Here is a 22,512-nt window from a genome sequence, read left to right on the forward strand (position 1 = left end):
CGGGGCCGCAGCATCGCCAGCCGTTGCGTCGCTGCGCGACGGCGCGGCCGCGGGCTGCGCTGCGCTGGCGGAAGCGCCTGCCGCGTGCAGCGTGGCGGAGCCGCCAGCGCCCGAGCGCTCGCGGTCGCCGCTTCGCGGCGCAGCTTGGGCGCTGGCGGTGAGCGGCGCTTGCCAGACGCCGGCCAACAGCGCTTGCGCCTTGGCCGCGGCGCCTTTGGCCGCCTTCGCCCCATCGATGATGGGCGAAGACACTTTCGTTGCTGGCGCATAGTCATTCGTTACGAGCGATAGCGCTTCTATTTCGCTGCGGCCCTGGCCGCCTGCTGGCTTGCGCTTGCGGTAAAAGCCTTGGCCGCTTTTTTCGCCCAAACGCCCTTCCGCCACCAACTGCTCCAAAACGGCTGGACGTGCGAAAACGCTAGCGTCCTCAGGATCATCGCTCCGCTCACGAACGTTGTCGACCACATGCAGCAGCGTATCTAAGCCAACGAGGTCAAGCATGCGAAACGTCGCCGTCTTCGGCCTTCCTAGCGACGGTCCAGTCAGGGCATCCACTTCCTCCACCGATAAGCCGAACCGTGACATCTCCTCAAGCGTGACGAGCATGCCGTACGTACCGACACGGTTAGCGATGAAATTCGGCGTGTCTTTGGCAATGACGACGCCTTTGCCCAACTGCCGCTCGCACACCTCGGACAACCTGCCCAGTGCAGCTGCATCCGTGTCCGGCGATGCTACGAGCTCAACCAGCTTCATATAGCGAGGCGGATTAAAGAAATGCGCAGCCAGAAAATGCTTTCGAAAGCTCTCGCTTCGCCCCTCAGCAAGTGCAACAACGGATAGCCCTGACGTATTCGTGCTAACGATGGAATCCGGCGCACGATGCTGCTCGACCAGATCCAGCACGGACTTCTTCACATCCGGCCGTTCGGTCACCGCCTCCACAATCCACTCGGCTTCCCCCAGCTTATGTGCATCGTCAGTGAGGCAGCCTGGCGTTATGCGGCTAGCAAATGACGGATCGTAAAGCGGCGCTGGCTTCGACGATTTGAATTTCTTAATTGCAGCAGCCGCCAGCCTGCGCCTCACTTCTGGGCGGTCCAGCGTTAAACCTGCCTTCTCCTCCTCAGCCGTTAATTGGCTAGGCGCGATGTCGAGCAACGTAACCCGTATGCCTGCATTAGCCAAATGCCCGGCGATCGCGGCGCCCATGACGCCAGACCCGATAACCGCCGCTTGGCGGACCGGTCGATGGGATTGACCCACACGAATCCCTCCTCCATAGTGCTAGATAGTGATACACGCTCGCTTCATCCAAACACCGAAACAGCAAGCAGCTCCGCGACATCGCGTGCCGACGTGTTTTCTTGTTCCAAATGGCGCAAGCCATCCTCCATCATCGTCAAGCAGTACGGGCAGCCAGAACCGATAACCGTTGGCTCCTCCGCTAAAGCCTGCGTCACTCTCGCCACGTTCACGCGTGCCCCCGCCCGCTCCTCCATCCACATCAGCCCGCCGCCTGCGCCGCAGCACATGGCATTGCGCCCCGAGCGTTCCATTTCAGCAAGCTGCAAAGCCGGAATAGCCCGCAATATGCGCCGCGGAGCCTCGTAAGCGCCGTTATAACGCCCCATGTAACAGGAGTCGTGATAAGCAACCTTTTCTTGCACAGGGTGAACCGGCGTTAACCGCCCTTCATCTAACAGCCGGGCAAGCAGCTCCGTATGGTGGACAACTTCCGTTTCGGGCGACAGCCCAAAATCAGGATACTCATTGCGCATCGCATGGAACGTATGCGGGCATGCGGTCACGATCCGCCGGATGCCATACCGCGTAAGCGTTGCAATGTTGTCCGCGCACAACTCTTGGAACAACAGCTCGTTGCCAAGCCTGCGAGGCGTATCGCCAGAATTCCGCTCCTCCGCGCCGAGCGCTGCGAACTGCACGCCCGCTGCATGAAGCAGCCGAACGAGCGCGAACAGCACCTTGCGGCTGCGCGTATCGTAAGCGCCCATCGAACCTGCCCACACGACCCATTCCGGCCGCTGGCCACGAAGCGCCATGTCCTGAACAGACTCCACCGCTATGCCAGTTTGCTGCTCGCACGCTTCGATCCAAGCAACTCGTTCTGCACGCGGCAGGCCCCACGGATTGCCCTGCCGCTCGATATTTTGCATCGCGCGCTGGCCCTCCGCTGGCATCCGTCCCTCCATGAGCACGAGATGGCGGCGCATATCGATGATTTTGTCCACATGCTCATTGCCGACGGGGCATTGGTCCTCACAATTGCGACAGGTTGTGCAAGACCATAGCTCTGCCTCCGTCATGACGCCCCCGATAAGCGGCGTCTCCTCTGCGGCCGAGCCCCCATCCTCAGGCAAAGCCCTTTGCCAGGCCTCCGCCTGCGCCTCCATCGTCGGGGCAATCGATGTATCCGCCGCGCTTCTCCCACCGTTCCATACCGGAACCGATGCCCCCATCGCATGCGCGCCTCCACCCGTTTCCCCTTCTTTGCCCCACAGCCATGCTGGCGCATTTGGCCGTTGTTTCGTGACAACCGCCCCCTTCTCCGTAAGATGGTCCCGCAGCTTCACGATCAAATGCATAGGCGACAGCAGCTTGCCGGTGTTAGAGGCTGGGCATACATTGGTACATCTGCCGCACTCCACGCAGGCATACAGATCAAGCAGCTGCTTGCGCCGAAAATCTTCAACACGCCCTACGCCGAACGACTCCGCTTCCTCGTCCTCCAGATTAATAGGCTCCAGCCTGCCCGGTTTTGCCCCACGCCGCAGCCAAAGGTTGGCAGGTGCCGTCAGCAAGTGAAAGTGTTTGGACTGCGGCACATAGACCAGAAATCCAAGCAGCACAAACAGATGCAGCCACCAAGATGATTCGTAGCCAGACGCTGCCGCCGTTGGCGTGACGCCAATTGCGGTTAAGAGTGAAGCGAATGCCGCTGATATTGGCGCATGCGCTGCCGCATGTGCAGCTTCCGGTTGCGCAATGCGTTCAAAAGAGAGCGTCAGCAGCACCGTTGCGCAAATGCCTCCGATGAACAAGGACACAATCGCCGGCTTCCAGCCGCGCTTCAGCCGCTCGACCCGCTCCCCATACCTGCGGTACACGCCATAGAGCACGGCAATGAACACGATGAACACCGTCATTTCCTGTACGAAGGGGAACCAGCCGTTACGGGCATAAGGAAGCGCGTGGCCCGTCAAGCCTTTCCAGATCAAATCCAACGCGCCGAACTGCAACACAATAAAACCGTAAAAAACGAGCAAATGCATGACGCCGCTTCGCACATCGCGCAGCAGCTTGCGATGGCCGAATACTTGCGCGCCAACGTCTCCGGCTTCCTTTACAAGCGCACGCTTTGCCAGCTTTGGCGGCGCTTCTGGCGTTGGCTTTTCCCCATTGGCGGGTTGAAGGGCTGGCGGCGGACGGAAAGTGCCTTTGCCGAGCCGCATATACGCAACCCGGCTGAAGACCGCCTGCACAAACCATCCCAGCCCTATGCCTGTTACGCATGCAAACAATAGCCATTTGACCGCCTTAACTGCCCATTCCTCTGTCAACGCAGCACCGCCCCTTTGCTCATGTCCCCAGATGGGACAAGTTGTTGAAGCGCTTTCACAACTGCGCGTTGTTCCCAGTATATGAGGCCCCCTACGCGAACATGCCGCCTAGGAGACGGCGCGGCTAAGCACCGCTAAGCAGTGGATTTTCGGGAATAAGACCCGAGCAGAAATGATAGGCAAGCACATGCCGATCAAGCCTTTGTAAGGCCAGGCGGTAGTCTAATCACGGGAAAAAGCTCATATCGTAGCACTGACGGACACGCGCCATTATGGAAAGAAAGTGAATGATTGCTGGCATTATTCGCACTGAGCCGAGGAGGCGAAAAACGTTATGAACATCGTTGTGCTGGTTAAGCAGACGTTCGACACGGAGGAAAAAATCGTCGTGCGCGGGGGGCAAGTTTCTGCCGAGGGCGTGAAGCACATTGTGAATCCTTACGACGAATATGCGCTGGAGGAAGCGCTGCGCATACGCGAGCGTTTGGGCGGCAGCGTCACAGCCATTGCATGCGGGCCTGAGCAAAGCGCCGAAGCACTGCGCACCGCCCTTGCGATGGGCGCGGACGAGGCGATTCGGATCGAAGCTGCCGCTGGTGACGATAGCGGGACCGTCGCCGCGGCAATCGCCGCCGTTGTCCAGCCACTGGCGCCGGACCTGGTGCTTGCAGGCTTATTCGCTGTTGACACCGGGTCTGGCAGCGTCGCCCTTCAGGTGGCGCAGCGGCTCGGTTTGCCCCACGTCTCCGCAGCGGTAAAACTCGACATTGCCGGAGGAACCCTCATCGCCGAGCGAGACGTTGAAGGGGATGCCGTAACGGCAGAGGTTCCCCTCCCCGCCTTGGCCACCGCGCAGCAAGGGCTGAACGAACCGCGTTACCCTTCACTGCCCGGCATTATGAAAGCAAAACGCAAGCCGCTTCGCGTCGTCAGCCGCAGCGAGCTAGGCTTAAACGCGGATGCCACTTCGCCCAAAGCTGTGCGAATGGCAGTCGATGCGGCTGCAGCGCGTGCTCCGGGCAAGCGGATTGCAGGCGACCCGGGGACGCAAGCGGCGGAGCTCGCCAAGCTGCTCCATAGCGAAGCTAAAGTGCTTTAGGGATGCGGACGAGGAACTTACCGTGCTGCTGCCTGGGATGGCTGCCCTTCGAGGCTTAGTGCTTCAGAATCTCTTCTACAAAAGGAGGATACACCCCCTATGAGCCTAACCTGCTTGGTCTACGCCGAAAGCAAAGACGGCCGGCTTCGCCGCGTAACGCTGGAGGCGCTTGGCGCAGCCAGGCTGCTTGCCGGCGACGGCGGCACGGTGCACGCCGTCATCGCCGGCACCGATAGCGCAGCGCTCGCCGAGGCTGCCGCGGAGCTGGCTGCGCGCGGCGCGGCCGTCGTCCACATTGCCGACGACCCCACGCTGCATGGCAGCGCGCCCGAGGCGGTGCAGGCTGTGATCGCCGCCGCCATAGAGGCGGTGCAGCCGAGCGCAGTGCTGCTCGGCCACACCGCCTTGGGGCGCGAGGTCGCGCCCCGCGTGGCCGCTGCCATCGGCGCGGCCCATATTGCCGACGTCACCGCCATCGAGCATAATGGCGATGGCGGTGACGCCGTATTCGTGCGGCCGCTCTACGCCGGAAAAGCCGTCGAGCGGCTGCGCATCATGCCGGGCGCACCAGCGGTGCTGTCGGTGCGCCCGAACAATCTTCCGCCGGCGGAAGTTCTTCCGCCCGGCGTTCCGCAAGGCAGCGTGGCGCCGCTTGCCTACCGGCCGCCGACGCTGTGGACGGTCGTCCGCTCCGTCGTTCGCAAGGCGAGCGGCGGCGTCGATCTTGCCGAGGCCGACGTCATCGTCTCCGGCGGCCGGGGCGTCCGCAGCGCCGAAGGCTTCGCGCCGCTGCAGGCGCTTGCCTCCCTGCTTGGAGGCGCAGTTGGCGCATCCCGCGGCGCATGCGACGCGGGCTACTGCGACTATGCGCTGCAGATCGGGCAAACCGGCAAAGTCGTAACCCCGCAGCTCTATATCGCATGCGGCATCAGCGGCGCAATCCAGCATCTCGCCGGCATGAGCAGCTCGCGCGTTATCGTCGCGGTTAACAAAGACGCCGAAGCGCCAATCTTCGGCATAGCCGACTATGGCATCGTCGGCGACCTATTCGAAATCATACCGCTGCTTACGGCGGAATTCAGGAGATCGCTGGGCAATGGGGCAAGCTAAAGCAGCTTAGAACCAAGCTCTAAACTTCTGGGATCGCACCTTCACTTAAACAAAATAAGTACAAAAAAGCGTTGCAGAGTTTCATCTGCAACGCCTTTTTACTGCTCCCCCTGTGCCCTCCCTCTATCCCACCAATAGAACAGGTTTCTCTTCCCTATCCCCCATGCCTGCCCGCTTTCATCCACCTACTCTCTTCCCCCGAAAAAACGCTTGCATTCCCTCACCCAGCTCTGCTATGATCTTCTTCCGCGCTCTACGCACTTTCACCTAATGAAATGTTTGGTCGGAGGTGTTACATGCTTTTCTACGTTTTGGCCCGCAAAAACTACGCCCGCAATCGGCAATACCGCGGCGCGCATCTGATCCACAACATCGCAAGTGCATTATTCGGTTTCATCTACATCTCAATCTGGACGGCAATTGCCGCTGGCCAGCCGCTTGGCGATTACGGCACTGCTGGCATCGTCAGCTACGTCGCATTTAACCAATGTTCCTTATGGGTCGCCGCCTTCCTAACGAACGGGCTTGGCATTGAGCAATCCGTTCGGACCGGGCAAATTGCCTTGGAACTCATGCGCCCGGCTAATTTGTTCTACCAACTGATGAGCAAGGAATGGGGGCAAGTCGCCTATCAATTCGTGTACAAATTCATCCCTCTTTACGCCTTGTACGCGCTCATTCTGCCCCTCTATCAGCCGCGATTATGGCCGACCTACGTTTGGACCGCGATCGCTTTGCTGATTGCCGCCTACATCTCCATCTGCCTAAATTACTTGATCGGCGCTTTCGCCCTCTGGTCGACGGAATCGCGCTGGCTATACTGGGTCAACTATGCGCTCAGCATGCTGCTATCCGGCTTTATGATTCCGCTCGAATGGCTGCCCGAGCCGCTCGCAACGATCGCACGTTATTCTTTTTACCCTTATCTGCACTACGTTCCTGTTCGCATTTATCTGGACATGGCTCCACGCAATGAGCTCATCGGTTCACTGCTCTGGGCGGCTGCACTTACGGTTGTTTGCTTGGCGATAACCAATGTCATGCGGCGAAAAGTGGAGGTGCAAGGCGGATGAACGGGCTTCGCATGTACGGATTGCTTGTCGCTGCAAGCTTTCGCAGCCGAATGCAGTATCGGTTTAACTTCTGGTTCTCGACAGCAATGTCTGCTTTAATTAATGCCGTTGAGTTTCTCATGCTCGCTGTTATTTTGCTAAAATTCGGCCACATTCAAGGCTGGAGCCTATCTGAAGCCGGCTGGCTCTATGCCGTATTAACCTTGTCCAAAGCGTTATACCGCACCGTCGCCTCTGATGTGCACAACATCGAGAGCTATCTGGTGAGCGGCGAACTCGACTCCCTGCTGCTTCGCCCCGTGCCAGTGCTCGTTGCACTTATGTCGCGAAATATATCGATTCGCGCAGGCGAACTCATTCAAGGCATTGCGATCCTATCGCTCTCCCTCTCCTCGCTGCTGCAGGAAGGCCAGCTCGGCTGGATTGCGATTCCATTATCGGTCATCGTCATCCTCTCCGGCGCCGTACTGCTCTTCGCAATTGGGTTGCTCACTGCAACCGTTGGCTTCTGGCTCACCCGGATTACGGAGCTGCAAAACATTACCGAGGATGCTGCGAGGACTGCCGCACAATATCCGATGTCGATTTATCCAAAGTGGCTGCAAGGGCTGCTGCTCGGCGTCATTCCGGTCGGTTTCGCCAACTATATGCCGGGCTTGTTCGTGCTGCGAGGGGAAACGGGCTGGTGGATGCTGCCGCTTGCCGCTGCTATTGCAGGCGTTTTGCTCGGACTATCGCTATTGTTCTGGCGGCTGGGCTTAAGCCGTTATCAAAGCACAGGCAGCTAATCGAATAAGCGTATGCTTTCGATGTGTTTTTGCTGTACAAAAACTTTAGCGTATGCTTTCGATGTGTTTTTGCTGCACAAAATCGTTAGGAGGTTTCCCATCCCGTGATCACCGTTTCTAATTTACATAAAAGCTTTCGCCTTCCCGTCGTGGCGCCGGAGGGTCCGTTCCGCGGCTTTCGCTCGCTTCTATCACGCCAATACGCGATGAAGCATGCAGTTAGCGGCGTTAACTTTACGATTGAATCCGGCGAATTCGTCGGCTATATCGGTCCCAATGGCGCAGGAAAATCGACGACAATCAAAATGTTATCCGGCATCCTGCACCCGACCTCCGGCGAAGTTCGCATCGACGGGCTCAACCCGCACCGCGACAGGCGGCGTGTTGCAAAGCGCTTAGGTGTGTTGTTCGGCCAGCGCTCCCAGCTATGGTGGGACTTGCCCGTTCGCGATTCCTACGACATTCTAGCCGCGATGTACGGGCTAACGCCTACTGCCAAAGCTAGCCGGATGCAAGAGCTGGCGAAGCTGCTGCAGCTGGACGAATTTATGGATACGCCCGTCCGCAAGCTATCGCTGGGCCAGCGCATGCGTGCGGATCTCGCAGCAGCCCTGCTGCATGATCCCGATATTTTGTTTCTCGACGAACCAACAATTGGGCTTGATGTGATCGCCAAGCGAAGCATTCGCGAGCATTTGCGCGATATTAATGCCACAATGGGCAAAACCATTCTGCTTACGACGCATGACATGGATGATATTGAACAGCTCTGCAGCCGAGTAATCGTCATTAACCAAGGGACGCTCGGCTTTGATGGGACGATTGACGAGCTGCGCCGCCGGATCGGCTTGCCGACCATCATACGCCTCACCTACCAGCAGAAGCCGTCACTGCCCGAGTCGCTAACTGCCAATTGCATGAGCATGCATGGCAATCCTCCCGGCTCTCAGGCCCAATCGGCATCTCCACCCCATCCCGCTGCATCTGCAGCCCCTTATGCCGAAGCCAGCGCACTGCAGCTTCTCGCCTTCGAAGGCCGTACAGTGACTATAGCCTGCAATCGCGACGAGCTCAGCGCCATGGATGCACTCCGTTTGCTGGAGCAATACGGCGAGATCGAGGATGTCCATATGGACGAGCCGAATTTTGAAGATATCATTCATACCATCTATTAATTGCACGAATCATTTACATGCTAAATCAAAAAAAGCACTGCCCTTCGCCACCAGCGAAAAACAGCTGTGGCGGGTGAGCAGTGTTTTTTCATGCCATTATAAGGAGGCTCACGCGGCTTGTAAATATATGCATTTGCTTGAATAGCTGCGCTCCTTGCTGCATATCGTTCAACGATAGGCTATCACTCATGTCCATCATAAAAAGGAGAGGATAAGTCATGTATCCTGGCCAACTGTCCAGAGACGACCGGTTGTACGGCATGCTGTGCCATTTGCTCGCTTTGGTTGGCATTATCATCCCGCTCGGTTCGATTCTTGGACCGCTTGTTATCTGGCTCATTAAGAAGGATGATTCCCCTTATGTAGACGCACAAGGCAAGGAATCGCTCAATTTTCAAATCAGCATGGCGATCTATGGCATCATATCCGCCATCCTCATCACGATCGTAATTGGCATTCTCACGTCCATTCTGCTCGGCATCGCTTGGATCATCCTCACGATTATCGGCGCTATTCGAGCCAATGACGGCAGCCATTACCGTTACCCGCTTACGATTCGTTTCCTCAAATAACCTGCCTTTCACCTTAGGGAGGGCAGACGCATAGGATAGGTGCAGACTCTACCCTATAGATGAGGTGCAGCTATGTTTATGCCTTCCCCTGGCGGGATGCCCGACACTACTTCCTTGGAGCAAAAAGCAAGCCTTCTCATCGGCCGCCCTGTCGGCGTGTCCATGCGCAACGGCAACGGCGTGACTGGCGTGCTATGCGCCGTCCAGAATGGCGAGATCTTCCTGCTTCAATACTTGTACCACTCGCAATTCGCAACGTTCCATTATCCGCTTATTCAAGTTGCAGATATTTTGGCATTCCCATCTTGCCGTTAACGGCAAACCCTTGCCAAACAACGAACAGGGCTGTCCCTATCGTCCATCTACGACGAAGGGGCAGCCCCGTTATACATATGGCTTATTCCGATTAGTTCGGCAGCGCAAGCACGTCTTCGATGCGGCGCAGCTCTTCTTCCGTAAACGCCAGGTTGTTCAGCGCTGCTACGTTATCGTCGATTTGCGAGACGCGGCTTGCGCCGATCAGCGCCGACGTTACGCGTCCGCCGCGCAGCACCCAAGCGAGCGCCATCTGTGCGAGTGTCTGGCCGCGCTCTTGGGCGAACTCGTTCAGCTTGCGAACCTTCGCCATTTTGGCCTCGGTCAGGTCGTTCGATTGCAAGAACACGCTTGCCCCTCCCGCACGGGAGTCAGCCGGCACGCCGCCGAGGTAACGGTCCGTCAAGACGCCACCCGCCAATGGCGAGAAGACGATCGAGCCGATGCCCTCTTGATCGAGCACATCTTGCAGCCCGTCCTCGATCCAACGGTTGAGCATCGAATAGGATGGCTGATGGATGAGGCAAGGCGTGCCAAGGCGTTTCAAAATCGCCGATGCTTCAGCCGTTTGCTCCGCAGAGTAATTCGAAATGCCGACATACAATGCTTTGCCGGAGCGAATGATCGCATCCAAAGCGCCCATCGTTTCTTCAAGCGGCGTGTTCGGATCTGGACGGTGGTGGTAGAAAATATCGACGTAGTCGAGCCCCATCCGCTTCAAGCTTTGGTCGAGGCTTGAAACCAAATATTTGCGCGAGCCCCATTCGCCGTAAGGGCCTTGCCACATATAATAGCCCGCTTTCGTCGAAATGATCATCTCATCGCGGTATGCTGCCATGTCTTGCGACATGATGCGCCCAAAATTTTCCTCTGCGGAGCCCGGAGGCGGACCGTAGTTGTTCGCAAGGTCGAAGTGCGTAATGCCCAAATCGAATGCATGGCGAACCATGGCACGGCCATTCTCGTACTTGTCCACGCCTCCAAAATTGTGCCACAGGCCCAGCGATAGTGCGGGCAGCAACAGGCCGCTGCGGCCGCTGCGGTTATATGTCATAGAGTCATAGCGTTTCTCATTAGCTGTATATGCCAAAATGTTCAGCTCCTTGTCCGTGATGGACTCATTGTAGCACTGCAAGTCATGTATTCCCAATGACAGAATGACTGCACTATATGGTATAATGTCAGAATATTTGAAAGCGCGTATTCTTCGAAAAATAGAAGCAGGTGAAGCAATTGAGCACAAAACGAACCAACGGCAGCATCCGAAATAAGCCTGCCGCACCCGCTGCCGCCCATGATTTGCAAATGATTTATTGGGGGGCGCAAGCCAACACGCCCGGCCAAAGCTGGGGACCTGGGGTCAAGGATCACCATAAGCTTTATTTTGCCCGGTCAGGCAAAGGCAGCCTTACTTATCGTGGACAAACCTATTCGGTCCATAGCGGACAAGGGTTTTATGCGCCGCCTAACGAGGTCTATTCTTATGCAGCAGACATGGATGACCCGTGGAATTATAACTGTATCGCCTTTGTCGGCGACCAGGCAGATTTGGTGCTGGAGCGCACAACCTTAACAGCCCAGCCGGTATTTGACCAGCCTGCGGAGATGGATAATAGCTGGTTTGCCCGATTAGCGGAAACAAGCGAGCGCCCTGGAGGCGACTTGCTGCAGCAGGCAACCTTGTATGAGCTGCTTGCAACCCTCATCCGTATTGCACCAGCTACCCAACAGGAGCCCGACGCGCGCAGGCCACGTGAGGAATATGTACGGCAAGCCGCTGACTTCATCCATCGCCACTACGACGAAGAGGTGACGATTCGCCAATTGTCCGACTATCTCGGGCTGGACCGCAAATATGTCGCCACGCTCTTCCGCGAAGCGCTCGGCATGCCGCCGCAGCAATATTTGCTCCACTATCGCATGAACAAGGCCAAGGAGCTGCTGCGCAGCACCGCGTTATCGGTTACAGAGACAGCCCGTTCCGTCGGCTACAAGGATGCGCTGCTGTTTTCCCGCATGTTCAAAAAAGTGGTCGGCGTAGCGCCCAGCCATTATGTCCAGCAACTAGTTAAGCTTTAGCACTCTGCCTCTCTTGGCCTGATTGCCCTTCATGGATGTGTACATGATCCTCGCGGCGAGCGCAATGCCTGCACCGTCGATAAACATATCAATCATCCGGCCGTCGCGCCCGAAGTACAGCTGAAGCACTTCCGTCAGCACTGCATATCCAGCAGCTAGAAGGACGCCCCTGCGAATAGTATGCAGTTGGCGGCCTCCAGCCGATATGATCAGCATAGTGAGAACGAAGAAGCCTGAAAAATGGCCGATTTTTTGCAGCAAATAAAGCTTGCTAGTCAGCCATACATCGTTCATTCGGAACAAGTCGCCAAGGTTTGGGTTCGAGTCCCAACGAAATTCAATGATAAAATGCTGCAACAGCAGCTTAAAGCTCATCGTACAGGTGCAGACGAATAGGACAGCACACCATAAAAGTGGAATGATTACCCTCATAAACCTACCTGCTTTCTAGCCGATCCCGGAATACAATGATCGGCTTCTTTACATTATGGCCTAGTTATCCGCCCTCTTAACCTCCAGTCCTCCCGGCGCATTGGCGTTCACACCACCATCACCTACGCACGCAACTGCATCCTCACAATCCCATTGCATTTCGTACAATGGGAACTCGTTCAACCCTCTCAGAAACATCTTATCATTGTAGTTCATGCAATGAGATAAGTCCCATAAGCATGTTTAAAGCAAATTTCGCTTAGATTCGAACTTTCCCATTGTACGAAATGCAGTAGGAGCAGCTTACAGCGCATTAAACTTAGTTGCCATTGTACGAAATACAATAGCATCGCAGAACAGCTCAGCGTTTCAGCGCCCCACAGCACAGCAAAGCCCCGAGCAAAGCTTCGCCCGGGGCCGATAGAAATGCTATGCCTACACCGAGCCGAACTTCAGCTCCATCACACAATCCGGCTGCTCGTACTTGACGTCGCTAACTGCATTTGTAACAGGGAACGAACGCAGCTGGAAAGGCTCCAGCGGCTGAATGTATGTACGCAATTCTGCAAAATCCGTTACCTCCGGATTCATCCAACGCTCGATGCCTTCCTCATCAAGGACAACGGGCAGGCGCTGCTGCCACGCGGCCATTGGGCCAGAGGAAGGGACCGTTAATATGGTGAACGCCCGCTCCTCTTTGCCCTGCGGATTAATCCAGCTATCATAGATGCCCGCCATGCCGAACAATGGCCGCCGCTCTACGATGATATGCATCGCGCGCGGATCACGCTCAAGCCCCTCCTGCTTCCAGCCGTAAAATCCAGTGCTTGGCACGATACAACGGCGGCTTTTGAGCATCCGATAAAAATGGCTCTTGGAGCCGATCCGTTCCCCGTCTGCATTAATAGAATCCTTCGCCCAGAATGGAAACAGCCCCCAACGCGCCTCATCGACCATCCGATAACGATGGCGGTCATTCATAACGATCGACACGCGCTGCGTCGGCGCAATATTAAATCGATTCGCTAAGCAGCTTCTCACATTCCACACCTTAAATTGGCCAACCACATCATGAATATCTGACTTTAACGCGAATCGCTCCACCCTCATACGCCTGCCTTCCAATCGAGATACGGTAGTATCTGGCATCGAAAGGGAATTTATGCAAATCAGGTGCAGCATTCTTAGTTAGCCTGTAAAACGCTTGCGGAATCGCAGCGGCGATAACCCTGTATGCTCCGCGAACAAGCGGGAAAAATGCGGCGTTTGCTGGAATCCCGTCTCCTCCGCCACTCGGGCAATCGGCCAGTCCGTCTTAATAAGCAGCAGCTTTGCTTGGTCTAGCCGATAATAGAGCAAAAATTGCTGTGGCGTACAACCAAACACTTCCGTCATGCAACGCGCAATATAGTTCGAATGAAGCCGCAGCGCTTCGCTAAGCATTCGATTGCTGATCGGTGTCCGGTAATGCAGCTTCAAATAGGCTGCTGTCCGCTCCGCGACCGATACCGCAGCCTTTGCTTCATCCGAGCGCCAGCCCTCATCGAGCATTTGCAACAGATGAAGAAACCGCTGCTGCCGATCCCAGAACGCCGCATGGGAGGAACCGCTTGCCGCTTCATGCAAGCCGGCAAACATCTCGCGTGCTTCCTCTGGATAGGATAGCGTCATATGCTTAGGCAGCCGTATTGCATAGGTATAGTAATCGCCCCGCAGCGTCCCCGGCTGGGAGCTATCCGTCTCCTCCCACTCGCCTGGCGCTTGGAAGTGGATCCAGTCGAAGACGGTCTCTTGCTCGCACGGCTTTACGGAGTAATGCCACCGATCCGGCCGAAGAATTAAAATTTGGCCAGGGCCAAGCGACCATTGCTTATCTTCTTCCCCAATGTAGAGCGTCCCCTCATGCAGGAACAGCATATCGAATACGCCGATATTCGAGCGGTTCGGATGCTCCTCTCCCACCGAATAGGTCACGCGATTCGATTCAATGAAATATGGAAGCGGCGGTGAACGAAAGGTGAGCAGCTGCTGGTTCGTCATGTCGGAGCAATCTCCTTCGCTGTGTGTAAATATGCAAAATATAGGATGAAATAATTACTATTTTATTATCATTCTATCAAATTAAAAAAGGTTGTAAAGGTGATAATCTTGCAAAATCGATCGATGGAAAGGACAGATCTATTAACCGCCTAAACATGCCTCCCCTGAGTTAGACAAAAAAAAGAACCTGCCAGCATAAACCGGCAGGCGAGGCCGCGTCGCGGCACATAAACGCCGCAGCCTACTCAAGGAAGGGGGTGTAGCAGTAATGCGAAATCACGATGATGCCTGAAAAGTGAGAGATTAGCGATTCTGCCTAGATCCGCTCATCGGCAATTAAGCCATTCACATGTCACAGCCTGGCAAACACGTTGGTGGAATAACCTTAACGGCACGCGCTCCTTCAAGCCAGGCAGTCGCCTCTGAGGGGGCAGGTGCGGCATTCGGCCACATCGCCCGATTTGCGTATGCCGCCCTCATCCATTTCGAATGAGAGCAGCAAGCGCAAGTAATCGACCGACGCACACACGCCTGCGGCGTCGGGCTGCCAGCTCTGGACGGTTCCGTCCAGCATGGCATGCACTTCAATTCGCGATGGCACCTGGCCAAACGCATAATAACAAAACACGGTTACGAGATGGCGAAACGCTTCGCTAATGTCACGGTCCTCATTGACCGTATATTTGCGTATGACAAGCTCACGTCCGCACGTGTCTCCGAATACCGTATGAAAAATAACGGACAACGTCGTCCCTAGCGGCTGCACATAAGTCTCGAATCGCTCAAACGCTATAATTGGATCGCCATTGATCCCATTATGATTGCCGTTTTCGAGCAGCAAATCGTACAGGCGCACCTTCAGCAAAGCTTTCACATGCTCATACTGGGATGCCGATTCGAAGCGGTTCACCTTATTCGTCCAGCGGCTATCCAACAGCTGATCAAGCGCTTCGCGCTTTCGGGATTGCGGCGGCAGTTGGTAAAAGCCATCAACGGCATGGCTGATCGCATATTGTGCCAATTGGCGCCAATGCAGGCGATCGGCTCGGCGGTCAGATGCACGTTTTCGTGCATATCGATACGGACAGCGCAGCCAGTCCTCCAAGCGGTAATCCTCAAGCATCGCTTTGCCTGGCCGTTGTTCTGCCATCGCCCCGTCACCTCCATGCGTCCACTAAGCTTTAGCCTGCCTCGCCCCTATACGCTAGCTGCGGCGAGCTCTGCAAGCCTGCGGCCTAGCGCTCGGCATTGCTCTGTCTCTTCATTGGTCGGATTCAGCTCCACCTTAATGCTGTCAGCTGCAATGGCCGCTCCGCGGTCCTTCAGCTTCTGCTCCAGCGTATCGACTGCCCCGCAGAAAATATCATATGCTGAGTCGCCTGAGCCGAAGACCGCTGCTTGCTTGCCATTCAGGTCGAGCCCATCCATTGCTTCATAGTAATCAAGCATTTCGTCGGGCAGTTCCCCATCGCCCCACGTATATGCCCCTATAATAATCGCGTCATACTGTTCCAGCTGCGACGCTTCGGTGTCCATCACATTTTTCACAACAGGCTCCAAGCCCGCCGCTTTCACGCCTTCCGCAATGGCATCCGACAGTTCCTCTGTGTTGCCCGACATGCTGGCGAATACGATAATGACCTTAGCCATCCTTTACGATTCCTCCTCTTGCTCTCCAGCGAGCGGCATCGCCTGAATCCCTTCGAACAGCGTGGCCATCATCAAGTGCTTGCCGTCTGAGTCCACATCAGTAACAGGAAAACCAAGTTTAACTGCGAATAGCGTAATCTGCCCTCTCAAGTAGCCGATGCGGTACAAGCCTTTGTCCGTGCAGGCATACACATGGCCAGCTTTCTTCACTAGCGTGAATATGATCCGATTGTCGAAGCGCACAACATCGAATCCGCCGCGTTTGTTGCCAACAATCAGCTCACCGCCAGCGCCTGCCCCGAGCAGATGCCCGTGAAAGACCGCCAAGGACGTCACCTCAACTTGCAGATGGAACTGGCTCCACTCATCCACGAATCGGTCGTATATCGCGATGCCTTCCTCATGCCCAACAATGAGAAATTGCGGCAGGTTCAAAAAGTCATACACCTTATTATCCGGGCATGCGACCTTCTCCCAAGCGCCGCCGCACCGATGCCATAGCCCATATTCCGTAGCCGCCCATCCGCATTGGCCTGCGGCTTTGTACTGATAACAGGGAATTGAGCTTCCCGGATGATGCCATTGCCCTTCCTCGTACGTGAACAGCCCTTCGTTCGTACATGCATAGAGCTTTCCTTGTGCAAGCTGCAAACGATTAACGACGAGCTCAGGCGGCAATTCCTCGCTAATTAGCGTCCAATCGCTCACTGAGCTGCTATGGTAAATTCCATTGCCGGGAGACGCCGCATATACATTATCGCCATCCGTCTTGACCGCAGAGAACGGAAAGAGCATCCAGTTCCACGGCTTCTGCTTGCTGACCGCTTCTCCGCCCTTCATGCTAACGGTCTCCTTCCATTACGGTCCGCTTGCAGCAGCTCCCGCGTTTGTTGATGATAAGCAAGCGCTGATCCGACAGCCGTTGAGAAGCCTTCAGCTGCGCTCCGCTCATTCCCTTCGGCAGCATGCCCATCCTGATTCGCCGCTCCCGACTGGCTTACAATTAAATCGTATAACAAGCCCATTACATGAAAGCCCCCTTTGCTTCGAACGTTTCTTCTTCATTGCTATAGGTGTAGGCCGATTCGTTTCATCAAAAGACCGGCACGATAGGTTGTTTAGAGTTCTTGATAATGATTATCATTATCCCAATACATTGAATGATAACGATTATCAGTCGCATTGTCAACCACTATTTCCAATTCATATACAAAAAAGCTATCCCCCATTTCCATGCCTAAACGGCACCATAATAAGGAATAGCTTCAATTATCCTATTCGCATAGCAGATCCGCCATCTGGCGCACTGCTTCGGTTATGTTCCTAATGCGTCGATTGCCTCGCCAATGCGAATGGCAAGATGGCTGAGCAATGGAACGACAAATCCTGGATCATACATAAAGTCAAACGAGATATCCAAATAGCCAACAATTTCGCCAGCTTCTCCTGCCCGTACCGGGCAACATACGCAATTCCATAACACGAATAAGTTAACCGTGTGCTCATCGCCTCGAACGACGACCGTCCGCCCCGTTTCCATCGCCAAAGAAATCGCGTTTAGCCCAAGCACATGCTTGTCCATTAACAATCCGGGCACAAGCCCCGCCTGCCTTGGAATCTCTGTCATCGATGGCGGACACGAGCTGTGAAGGAGAATGCCTTCCGGGCTGTTCCATAGAAACAAATACGGGTAAGATATCGTCCCTTCAACTGACTTAATCTCTTCCAGAAACAATTGGATATGCTTCTCGCTTCTAGCTAATGCTTCATCAAATCTAGGCTTATCAGCATAAGCACCCGAGTGGTTGCCCTTGCCAGTAGGATCAGGTATAAAATCGCCGTCAATCGCTGAGCTGTGCATATTAAGAATAGTGGACGGTTCTAAATCAGAAACTTCGAGCCAAGTGCGATTCAAACGAATACCGCGAAACAAGTGACTAATCCCTCTCCCCCGCGCCAATCGGCGCTTCCATCTATGAGAGATTTTATCATATCTGCGCTAAGAGCGTCATTATTAGATTTATTAAATTAAGGACAGTTCCCAACAGCCGCAACGTCATCCCACTTCCTATTTTGGATAAAACTGCTTGAAGTGTATGACTACACGTGGTACACTCCTTTTAACAAGAGGTGTATGGTCCATAGCCACACACTTCAATTACTATGAAGGACGAGGTGATGCGATGCCACCCGACATCACATGGCAATTGCATGATTTTCAGATCGATCCCTCCCGTCCGCTATACGAACAATTCGTGGAGCAGATTCGCGCTATGATCGCGAAGGGGCAGCTCCCGCCTGGCACCAGGCTGCCTTCTGTGAGAGATACAGCGGCTTCCTTGCGCGTGAATCCGACGACTGTCATGAAAGCCTATCAGGAGCTGGAGCGCTTATCGCTACTGGTCACCTTTCGCGGGCAAGGCACCTTCGTCACCGATGCGCCGGACGCCATTCAACGTTCCCGCCGCGAGTTGGCAAGAGCAGCTGTGAGAAGCGCGGAAGAGCTCGCCGCCTCGATCGGGCTCACACTTAACGAATTGATCGCATTAGCACAAGAGGAGGAGTAATTTATATGTCATTCCCATCGATTCTGCCTGATAGCCATCCAATCATCCGCTGCGATCACATAAGCAAATCGTATAAGAAAAAAGCCGTGCTGCATAACGTCACCTTTGAAGCGGAGCAAGGCTCCATCGTCGGCCTGCTTGGCCCGAACGGCGCTGGCAAATCGACGCTCATGCGGATTTTGACCGGCTTGCTTGAGCCCAGTGCAGGCACCGTCGAGGTGCTCGGGAGCAAGCCGAGCGTACAAACCCTGGCGCAACTGGCTTTCCTGCCGGATCGCGGCCAGTTGCCGAACTGGTTAACCGCAGAGCAATGGCTTAGCTATGCTGCTGGCATCTACCCGGATTGGGATCGGGCACGGGAGCGCGACTGGATTCGCAAGCTGGAGATGGGCCGGAGCCTCCGCATCGCAACGATGTCCCGCGGGCAAGAAGCGCGCTTGCAGCTGTTGACCTGCTTGTCCAGGCGCGCGCCACTCGTCATTCTCGACGAGCCGTTCACCGGCGTTGACCTGCTTTCCCGCGAGAGCATTTCGTCCGCCATCGCGGACGAAACATCCACAGGCGATCGGACATTCCTCATTGCCACGCATGATATTCGCGAGATGGAGCCGCTGTTTGACCGTATCGTGCTTATCGGGGACGGGACAGTGAAGGGCGTGTTCGATACCGAGCTGCTGCGCGCAAACGGGAAGTCCGTGGAATCCTGCTATAGGGATGTGTTCGCATGATTCGCCCATCATCAACTGGTTCAAACCGATTGAGCCCGCTGCTTAGGTTGGAAATGAGCGGCTTCACCCGTTATTTTCCAACCTCGCTTCTAATGGCTGCCCGCTGGCTCGCTGGCATGTTGATCGCATTGGCTGCATGCCAGCTTGCTTTCAAGGACCATTACCCTCCCACATCCATCTATGTGCTGGGTGCCATGCTGTCATGGTTCGTCTCTCTTACTTTCGCAGTGATGCGTACGGCCATGCAATCAACGAACCCGTTCCGTGAATGGGCCCTAACCCTGCCCCAGCCACGCACAGCGATTGCAAGGGCAAGGATAGTCGCGGTATTGTCTCTAAACGGATTAATCAGTGGAGCAGTATGGCTTGTCGTTACCTTCCATGCCCTCTTATCCGCTGCTTGGACGGAATCCCCTTTCTATTCATCGCCGGGAGATATCTTGATCGCAGCAATTGCTTATGCAGCCGTTTATGCAGGCGTCACGCTGCTGCTCACCTCGTTAGGCATGCTCGTTGCTACGCTTATGCAGGGCTGGCGGCAACTGCTGCTATTGCTTGTTTTGATTTTGTGGAGCGTTCCCTTTAGCTTCATCGGAGGAATGGAAGGGCTTGATGCATGGGCGAATGATTGGCTTGATGCTCCTATGGCATTCCTATATGGCGCTGGCACGCTAGCTATTGGATGGCTCGCCTACCGGCTTGCGATTAGCCTTGTTGCCAAGCATGGCCTGCTTTGGGCCATTACAGCCCAAAACCGCTACAAGGATGCATCGAAGCAGCCTGCGCAAGCATCGGCTGCCGCTGCACGGGCTGGCAAGCGCCGCTTTGCCGGCGTCGGCATTCGCAGCTTCTACGAGCTGGAACGCTCCAAATTTAAGTTCGCCGCAACGATAACTTGGGTTCGCATCGTTTATGTATCGCTGCTGCTTATTTTGGCGGTAGGGGGTTATTTTGCTTTACCAGACAATAATTTGGTCCAAATGGTTAAATTTCTGTTCATCTTCGCAGGCATCGCAGCTAACACCGTACTGACGACCCAAAACACGATGGACATGTCCAGTCGCCGAATCGAATGGCTGTTCAGCTTTCCTTACTCCCGAGTCAAACTAATGTTAGTTAGGACGCTTGCAACATGGGTTTCAATGTTCGCATGGCTCACCGGCGCCTTGCTCGCCATCGCTTTTGGCGCAGCTGTACGATACGCTGTTAATCCACCGGTACACATCAGCAATTCATCGGCATGGGAAGCCCTTGCGTATCTCTGTCTTGCATTCTTCTTGTACACCGTAATCATTAGCCTGTTCTGCTTCATTCAATATGTTCCTTCCATTGGGTTACTGGTGCTTCCCGTCATAATTGGCGTTTATTTCGGTCCCCTGTACCTGATCGAATACGTATTGCCCGACAGCCTGCGGACTAGCGGCGTGTCCGATGCCCGCTGGATAGGTTTACTGCTGTTTGGCCTCATTGGGCTGCCCATTGCCTGGTTAGGGTTCATTGCAGGCGCGCGCAATAGCCAAGCGCATCTGCTTGGCCAACAGGATAAGCAAGCAAAAAAAGGCGGCAGCATCGCAGGATAATGCCTCATCTGGGCAATCGCCGCTTGACAAAAGGCCCGTTCAGGCGTATAACAATACCAAATCGTTACATTCCATGAAGGGAACACGCTCTTCGCACCGCATCCCACAGAGAGTCGGCAGACGCTGCAAGCCGATGTTTGCGAACGGATGAAGCATCCTCCCCGAGAAGCCGCGCCGAATCTTGCTGCTTTATAACAGCAAGCCATAAGCGCAGACGGCCGTCCCCCGTTACCGGGAACGCGTATGAACACGTACGCGACAAAGCGCTATCGTCTAGCTGGCAACGCCGTACACCGCACTGATGCGGACGGTCCGGATGCACTTCCGCTGCCGGCCATTCGATAGAACGAGGGTGGTATCGCGAGTCTAATCTCGTCCCTATGAGGGACGGGATTTTTTTGTGTACAATGCTTATATCTATATTTGCCGATGGAAAGGATGTCCGCTCATGGCTACAACTAACCGGAATGAATCGCGCCGCGTCACATTAGAAGAAATCATGTTGGCCCAATTGCACCTGAAGGAAGTCGTCACGCGTACGCCTTTGCAGCATAGCCGCGTTCTATCCGAACGGTTCGAATGCGAGGTATGGCTCAAGCGAGAGGATTTGCAAATCGTCCGATCGTTCAAAATACGCGGCGCTTACCATAAAATTCGCTCGTTGCCTTCCGAGTTAACCGCGCACGGCGTTATCTGCGCGAGTGCCGGTAATCATGCGCAAGGCGTTGCTTACTCGTGCCATGCACTAGGCATTCCCGGAAAAATCTATATGCCAAGCACGACGCCGCGCCAGAAAGTAAAGCAGGTGTCCTTCTTCGGCGGCTCGCAAGTGGAAGTCGTCCTCGTCGGCGACACGTTCGATGACGCTTATGCGCAAGCCGTTGCCGAGAGCGAACGGACTGGAATGGCGTTCATCCACCCCTTCGACGACGAGAAAATCATCGCCGGCAACGGAACGATTGGGCAAGAGATCCTGGAAGCTTCCGAAGGCTCGCCTGATTATATCTTTCTCACCGTCGGCGGCGGCGGGTTAGCAGCTGGCGTTTCTTCCTACGTCAAAGCCGTATCGCCAAGCACGCGAATCATCGGCATTGAGCCGAAGGGCGCCCCTTCCCTGCAACGTTCGCTTGATGCGGGCGAGGTTGTTCCGCTCGATGAGATCGATAAATTCGTAGACGGCGCTGCTGTCAAACGCATTGGGGACCTCACTTTCGAGGTGTGCCGTGAGCTGCTGGATGATGTCCTGCTCGTGCCGGAAGGCAAAGTATGTACGACGCTGCTCGATCTCTACAATGAGAATGCGATTGTAGCGGAACCGGCTGGCGCGCTGCCGATCGCTGCACTTGACCTTTACCGTGAGCAAATCAAGGGAAAAACGGTCGTCTGTGTGATTAGCGGCGGCAACAACGATGTCGACCGGATGCAGGAGATCAAGGAACGTTCGCTCATTTATGAAGGGCTGAAGCATTACTTTACGGTCAACTTCCCTCAACGGGCTGGGGCGCTTCGCGAATTTCTCGATGATGTGCTCGGGCCAAACGACGACATCACGCGGTTTCAATATACGAAGCAGCATAACAAAGACAATGGGCCAGCGCTGGTCGGCATAGAACTGAAGCATCGGGAAGATTACGCCCCGCTCATTGAGCGGATGTACGCTAAGGGACTGACGTTCTATGAACTGAACAAGGATCCGCTTTTGTTCAATCTGCTCATCTGATCT

Annotated in this window: 23 protein-coding genes; 12 read left to right on the top strand and 11 right to left on the bottom strand. The window is 55.2% G+C overall.

Features of this window, described 5'->3' with window-relative positions; all coding sequences use genetic code 11:
- Together GON22_RS26540 and GON22_RS06615 are read right to left on the bottom strand one after the other, a co-directional pair.
- Nucleotides 1-1,266: 3-hydroxyacyl-CoA dehydrogenase NAD-binding domain-containing protein (locus GON22_RS26540; protein ID WP_160395325.1), on the bottom strand; the 1,266-nt coding region annotated here is incomplete at its 3' end.
- A 44-nt stretch (nt 1,267-1,310) separates the two neighbouring features.
- Complete coding sequence (locus GON22_RS06615; protein WP_202113122.1) at nt 1,311-3,581, bottom strand: (Fe-S)-binding protein; 2,271 nt, start codon at nt 3,579-3,581, stop codon at nt 1,311-1,313.
- 334 nt (nt 3,582-3,915) lie between these two features.
- Between GON22_RS06615 and GON22_RS06620 the strand changes: the two genes are divergently transcribed.
- The 7 genes from GON22_RS06620 to GON22_RS06650 all read left to right on the top strand — a co-directional run bounded on the left by GON22_RS06620 (nt 3,916) and on the right by GON22_RS06650 (nt 9,713).
- The gene (locus GON22_RS06620; RefSeq protein WP_160395326.1) at nt 3,916-4,680 is read left to right on the top strand and encodes an electron transfer flavoprotein subunit beta/FixA family protein; all 765 of its coding nucleotides are present in this window, start codon (nt 3,916-3,918) and stop codon (nt 4,678-4,680) included.
- Nucleotides 4,681-4,779: 99 nt separating this feature from the next.
- Nucleotides 4,780-5,790, top strand: coding sequence for an electron transfer flavoprotein subunit alpha/FixB family protein (locus GON22_RS06625; RefSeq protein ID WP_160395327.1), 1,011 nt, complete (start codon nt 4,780-4,782; stop codon nt 5,788-5,790).
- 296 nt (nt 5,791-6,086) lie between these two features.
- Nucleotides 6,087-6,863, top strand: a complete 777-nt coding sequence (locus tag GON22_RS06630) for an ABC transporter permease (RefSeq protein WP_160395328.1) — start codon at nt 6,087-6,089, stop codon at nt 6,861-6,863.
- Nucleotides 6,860-7,651, top strand: a complete 792-nt coding sequence (locus GON22_RS06635) for an ABC transporter permease (protein WP_160395329.1) — start codon at nt 6,860-6,862, stop codon at nt 7,649-7,651. Before GON22_RS06630 ends, GON22_RS06635 begins: the two co-directional genes overlap by 4 nt.
- Before the next feature lie 104 nt (nt 7,652-7,755).
- Nucleotides 7,756-8,826 carry an ATP-binding cassette domain-containing protein gene (locus GON22_RS06640; RefSeq protein ID WP_160395330.1) on the top strand — a complete coding sequence of 357 codons (1,071 nt, stop codon included), beginning with the start codon at nt 7,756-7,758 and terminating at the stop codon, nt 8,824-8,826.
- A gap of 218 nt (nt 8,827-9,044) precedes the next feature.
- Nucleotides 9,045-9,398, top strand: coding sequence for a DUF4870 domain-containing protein (locus GON22_RS06645; RefSeq protein WP_160395331.1), 354 nt, complete (start codon nt 9,045-9,047; stop codon nt 9,396-9,398).
- A gap of 72 nt (nt 9,399-9,470) precedes the next feature.
- Nucleotides 9,471-9,713, top strand: a complete 243-nt coding sequence (locus GON22_RS06650) for a hypothetical protein (protein ID WP_160395332.1) — start codon at nt 9,471-9,473, stop codon at nt 9,711-9,713.
- Between the two features lie 91 nt (nt 9,714-9,804).
- On the opposite strand, the gene mgrA is transcribed toward GON22_RS06650, so the two are convergent.
- Entirely contained in the window at nt 9,805-10,803 is a 999-nt protein-coding gene (mgrA, locus tag GON22_RS06655; protein WP_160395333.1) for an L-glyceraldehyde 3-phosphate reductase, read from the bottom strand.
- Between the two features lie 143 nt (nt 10,804-10,946).
- On the opposite strand from mgrA, the gene GON22_RS06660 reads away from it, so the two are divergent.
- Nucleotides 10,947-11,792: an AraC family transcriptional regulator gene (locus tag GON22_RS06660; RefSeq protein ID WP_160395334.1), complete on the top strand. Its 846-nt coding sequence runs from the start codon at nt 10,947-10,949 to the stop codon at nt 11,790-11,792.
- Here GON22_RS06660 and GON22_RS06665 read toward each other — a convergent pair.
- From GON22_RS06665 to GON22_RS06700, 8 genes are all read right to left on the bottom strand, one after another.
- Nucleotides 11,778-12,224 carry a VanZ family protein gene (locus GON22_RS06665; RefSeq protein WP_160395335.1) on the bottom strand — a complete coding sequence of 149 codons (447 nt, stop codon included), beginning with the start codon at nt 12,222-12,224 and terminating at the stop codon, nt 11,778-11,780. The two genes, GON22_RS06660 and GON22_RS06665, sit on opposite strands and share 15 nt — an antisense overlap.
- 435 nt (nt 12,225-12,659) lie before the next feature.
- Complete coding sequence (locus tag GON22_RS06670; RefSeq protein ID WP_202113123.1) at nt 12,660-13,334, bottom strand: SOS response-associated peptidase; 675 nt, start codon at nt 13,332-13,334, stop codon at nt 12,660-12,662.
- Between the two features lie 78 nt (nt 13,335-13,412).
- Complete coding sequence (locus tag GON22_RS06675) at nt 13,413-14,264, bottom strand: helix-turn-helix transcriptional regulator (RefSeq protein WP_160395336.1); 852 nt, start codon at nt 14,262-14,264, stop codon at nt 13,413-13,415.
- A 403-nt stretch (nt 14,265-14,667) separates the two neighbouring features.
- A complete protein-coding gene (locus tag GON22_RS06680) occupies nt 14,668-15,414 on the bottom strand; it encodes a hypothetical protein (RefSeq protein ID WP_160395337.1) in 747 nt (248 codons plus the stop codon).
- Between the two features lie 47 nt (nt 15,415-15,461).
- Entirely contained in the window at nt 15,462-15,914 is a 453-nt protein-coding gene (locus tag GON22_RS06685; RefSeq protein WP_160395338.1) for a flavodoxin, read from the bottom strand.
- A gap of 3 nt (nt 15,915-15,917) precedes the next feature.
- Nucleotides 15,918-16,754, bottom strand: a complete 837-nt coding sequence (locus GON22_RS06690) for a hypothetical protein (RefSeq protein ID WP_160395339.1) — start codon at nt 16,752-16,754, stop codon at nt 15,918-15,920.
- Nucleotides 16,751-16,939 carry a hypothetical protein gene (locus GON22_RS06695; protein WP_160395340.1) on the bottom strand — a complete coding sequence of 63 codons (189 nt, stop codon included), beginning with the start codon at nt 16,937-16,939 and terminating at the stop codon, nt 16,751-16,753. The genes GON22_RS06690 and GON22_RS06695 overlap by 4 nt, the downstream gene beginning before the upstream one ends.
- A gap of 290 nt (nt 16,940-17,229) precedes the next feature.
- Entirely contained in the window at nt 17,230-17,847 is a 618-nt protein-coding gene (locus GON22_RS06700; protein ID WP_160395341.1) for a hypothetical protein, read from the bottom strand.
- A 250-nt stretch (nt 17,848-18,097) separates the two neighbouring features.
- On the opposite strand from GON22_RS06700, the gene GON22_RS06705 reads away from it, so the two are divergent.
- The 4 genes from GON22_RS06705 (at nt 18,098) to ilvA (ending at nt 22,509) form a co-directional block, all read left to right on the top strand.
- Nucleotides 18,098-18,481 carry a GntR family transcriptional regulator gene (locus GON22_RS06705; RefSeq protein WP_160395342.1) on the top strand — a complete coding sequence of 128 codons (384 nt, stop codon included), beginning with the start codon at nt 18,098-18,100 and terminating at the stop codon, nt 18,479-18,481.
- Between the two features lie 5 nt (nt 18,482-18,486).
- Nucleotides 18,487-19,209, top strand: coding sequence for an ABC transporter ATP-binding protein (locus GON22_RS06710; protein ID WP_160395343.1), 723 nt, complete (start codon nt 18,487-18,489; stop codon nt 19,207-19,209).
- Nucleotides 19,206-20,789, top strand: a complete 1,584-nt coding sequence (locus tag GON22_RS06715) for a hypothetical protein (RefSeq protein WP_160395344.1) — start codon at nt 19,206-19,208, stop codon at nt 20,787-20,789. Before GON22_RS06710 ends, GON22_RS06715 begins: the two co-directional genes overlap by 4 nt.
- Nucleotides 20,790-21,237: 448 nt before the next feature.
- Nucleotides 21,238-22,509: a threonine ammonia-lyase IlvA gene (ilvA, locus tag GON22_RS06720; protein WP_160395345.1), complete on the top strand. Its 1,272-nt coding sequence runs from the start codon at nt 21,238-21,240 to the stop codon at nt 22,507-22,509.
- The last annotated feature ends 3 nt before the right edge of the window (nt 22,510-22,512 follow it).

It is taken from the genome of Paenibacillus sp. MMS18-CY102, assembly GCF_009789195.1.
GTDB lineage: Bacteria > Bacillota > Bacilli > Paenibacillales > Paenibacillaceae > Paenibacillus_T.

Bases quoted from the DNA above. Each gene is read 5' to 3' on its own strand.
- GON22_RS06675 (WP_160395336.1), bottom strand. From the start codon at position 14,264: ATGACGAACCAGCAGCTGCTCACCTTTCGTTCACCGCCGCTTCCATAT.
- GON22_RS06685 (WP_160395338.1), bottom strand. From the start codon at position 15,914: ATGGCTAAGGTCATTATCGTATTCGCCAGCATGTCGGGCAACACAGAG.
- GON22_RS06705 (WP_160395342.1), top strand. From the start codon at position 18,098: ATGCCACCCGACATCACATGGCAATTGCATGATTTTCAGATCGATCCC.
- GON22_RS06635 (WP_160395329.1), top strand. From the start codon at position 6,860: ATGAACGGGCTTCGCATGTACGGATTGCTTGTCGCTGCAAGCTTTCGC.
- GON22_RS06715 (WP_160395344.1), top strand. From the start codon at position 19,206: ATGATTCGCCCATCATCAACTGGTTCAAACCGATTGAGCCCGCTGCTT.
- GON22_RS06695 (WP_160395340.1), bottom strand. From the start codon at position 16,939: ATGGGCTTGTTATACGATTTAATTGTAAGCCAGTCGGGAGCGGCGAAT.
- GON22_RS06690 (WP_160395339.1), bottom strand. From the start codon at position 16,754: ATGAAGGGCGGAGAAGCGGTCAGCAAGCAGAAGCCGTGGAACTGGATG.
- GON22_RS06650 (WP_160395332.1), top strand. From the start codon at position 9,471: ATGTTTATGCCTTCCCCTGGCGGGATGCCCGACACTACTTCCTTGGAG.
- GON22_RS06630 (WP_160395328.1), top strand. From the start codon at position 6,087: ATGCTTTTCTACGTTTTGGCCCGCAAAAACTACGCCCGCAATCGGCAA.
- GON22_RS06665 (WP_160395335.1), bottom strand. From the start codon at position 12,224: ATGAGGGTAATCATTCCACTTTTATGGTGTGCTGTCCTATTCGTCTGC.
- GON22_RS06645 (WP_160395331.1), top strand. From the start codon at position 9,045: ATGTATCCTGGCCAACTGTCCAGAGACGACCGGTTGTACGGCATGCTG.
- GON22_RS06680 (WP_160395337.1), bottom strand. From the start codon at position 15,414: ATGGCAGAACAACGGCCAGGCAAAGCGATGCTTGAGGATTACCGCTTG.
- GON22_RS06710 (WP_160395343.1), top strand. From the start codon at position 18,487: ATGTCATTCCCATCGATTCTGCCTGATAGCCATCCAATCATCCGCTGC.
- ilvA (WP_160395345.1), top strand. From the start codon at position 21,238: ATGGCTACAACTAACCGGAATGAATCGCGCCGCGTCACATTAGAAGAA.
- GON22_RS06620 (WP_160395326.1), top strand. From the start codon at position 3,916: ATGAACATCGTTGTGCTGGTTAAGCAGACGTTCGACACGGAGGAAAAA.
- GON22_RS06670 (WP_202113123.1), bottom strand. From the start codon at position 13,334: ATGAGGGTGGAGCGATTCGCGTTAAAGTCAGATATTCATGATGTGGTT.
- GON22_RS06625 (WP_160395327.1), top strand. From the start codon at position 4,780: ATGAGCCTAACCTGCTTGGTCTACGCCGAAAGCAAAGACGGCCGGCTT.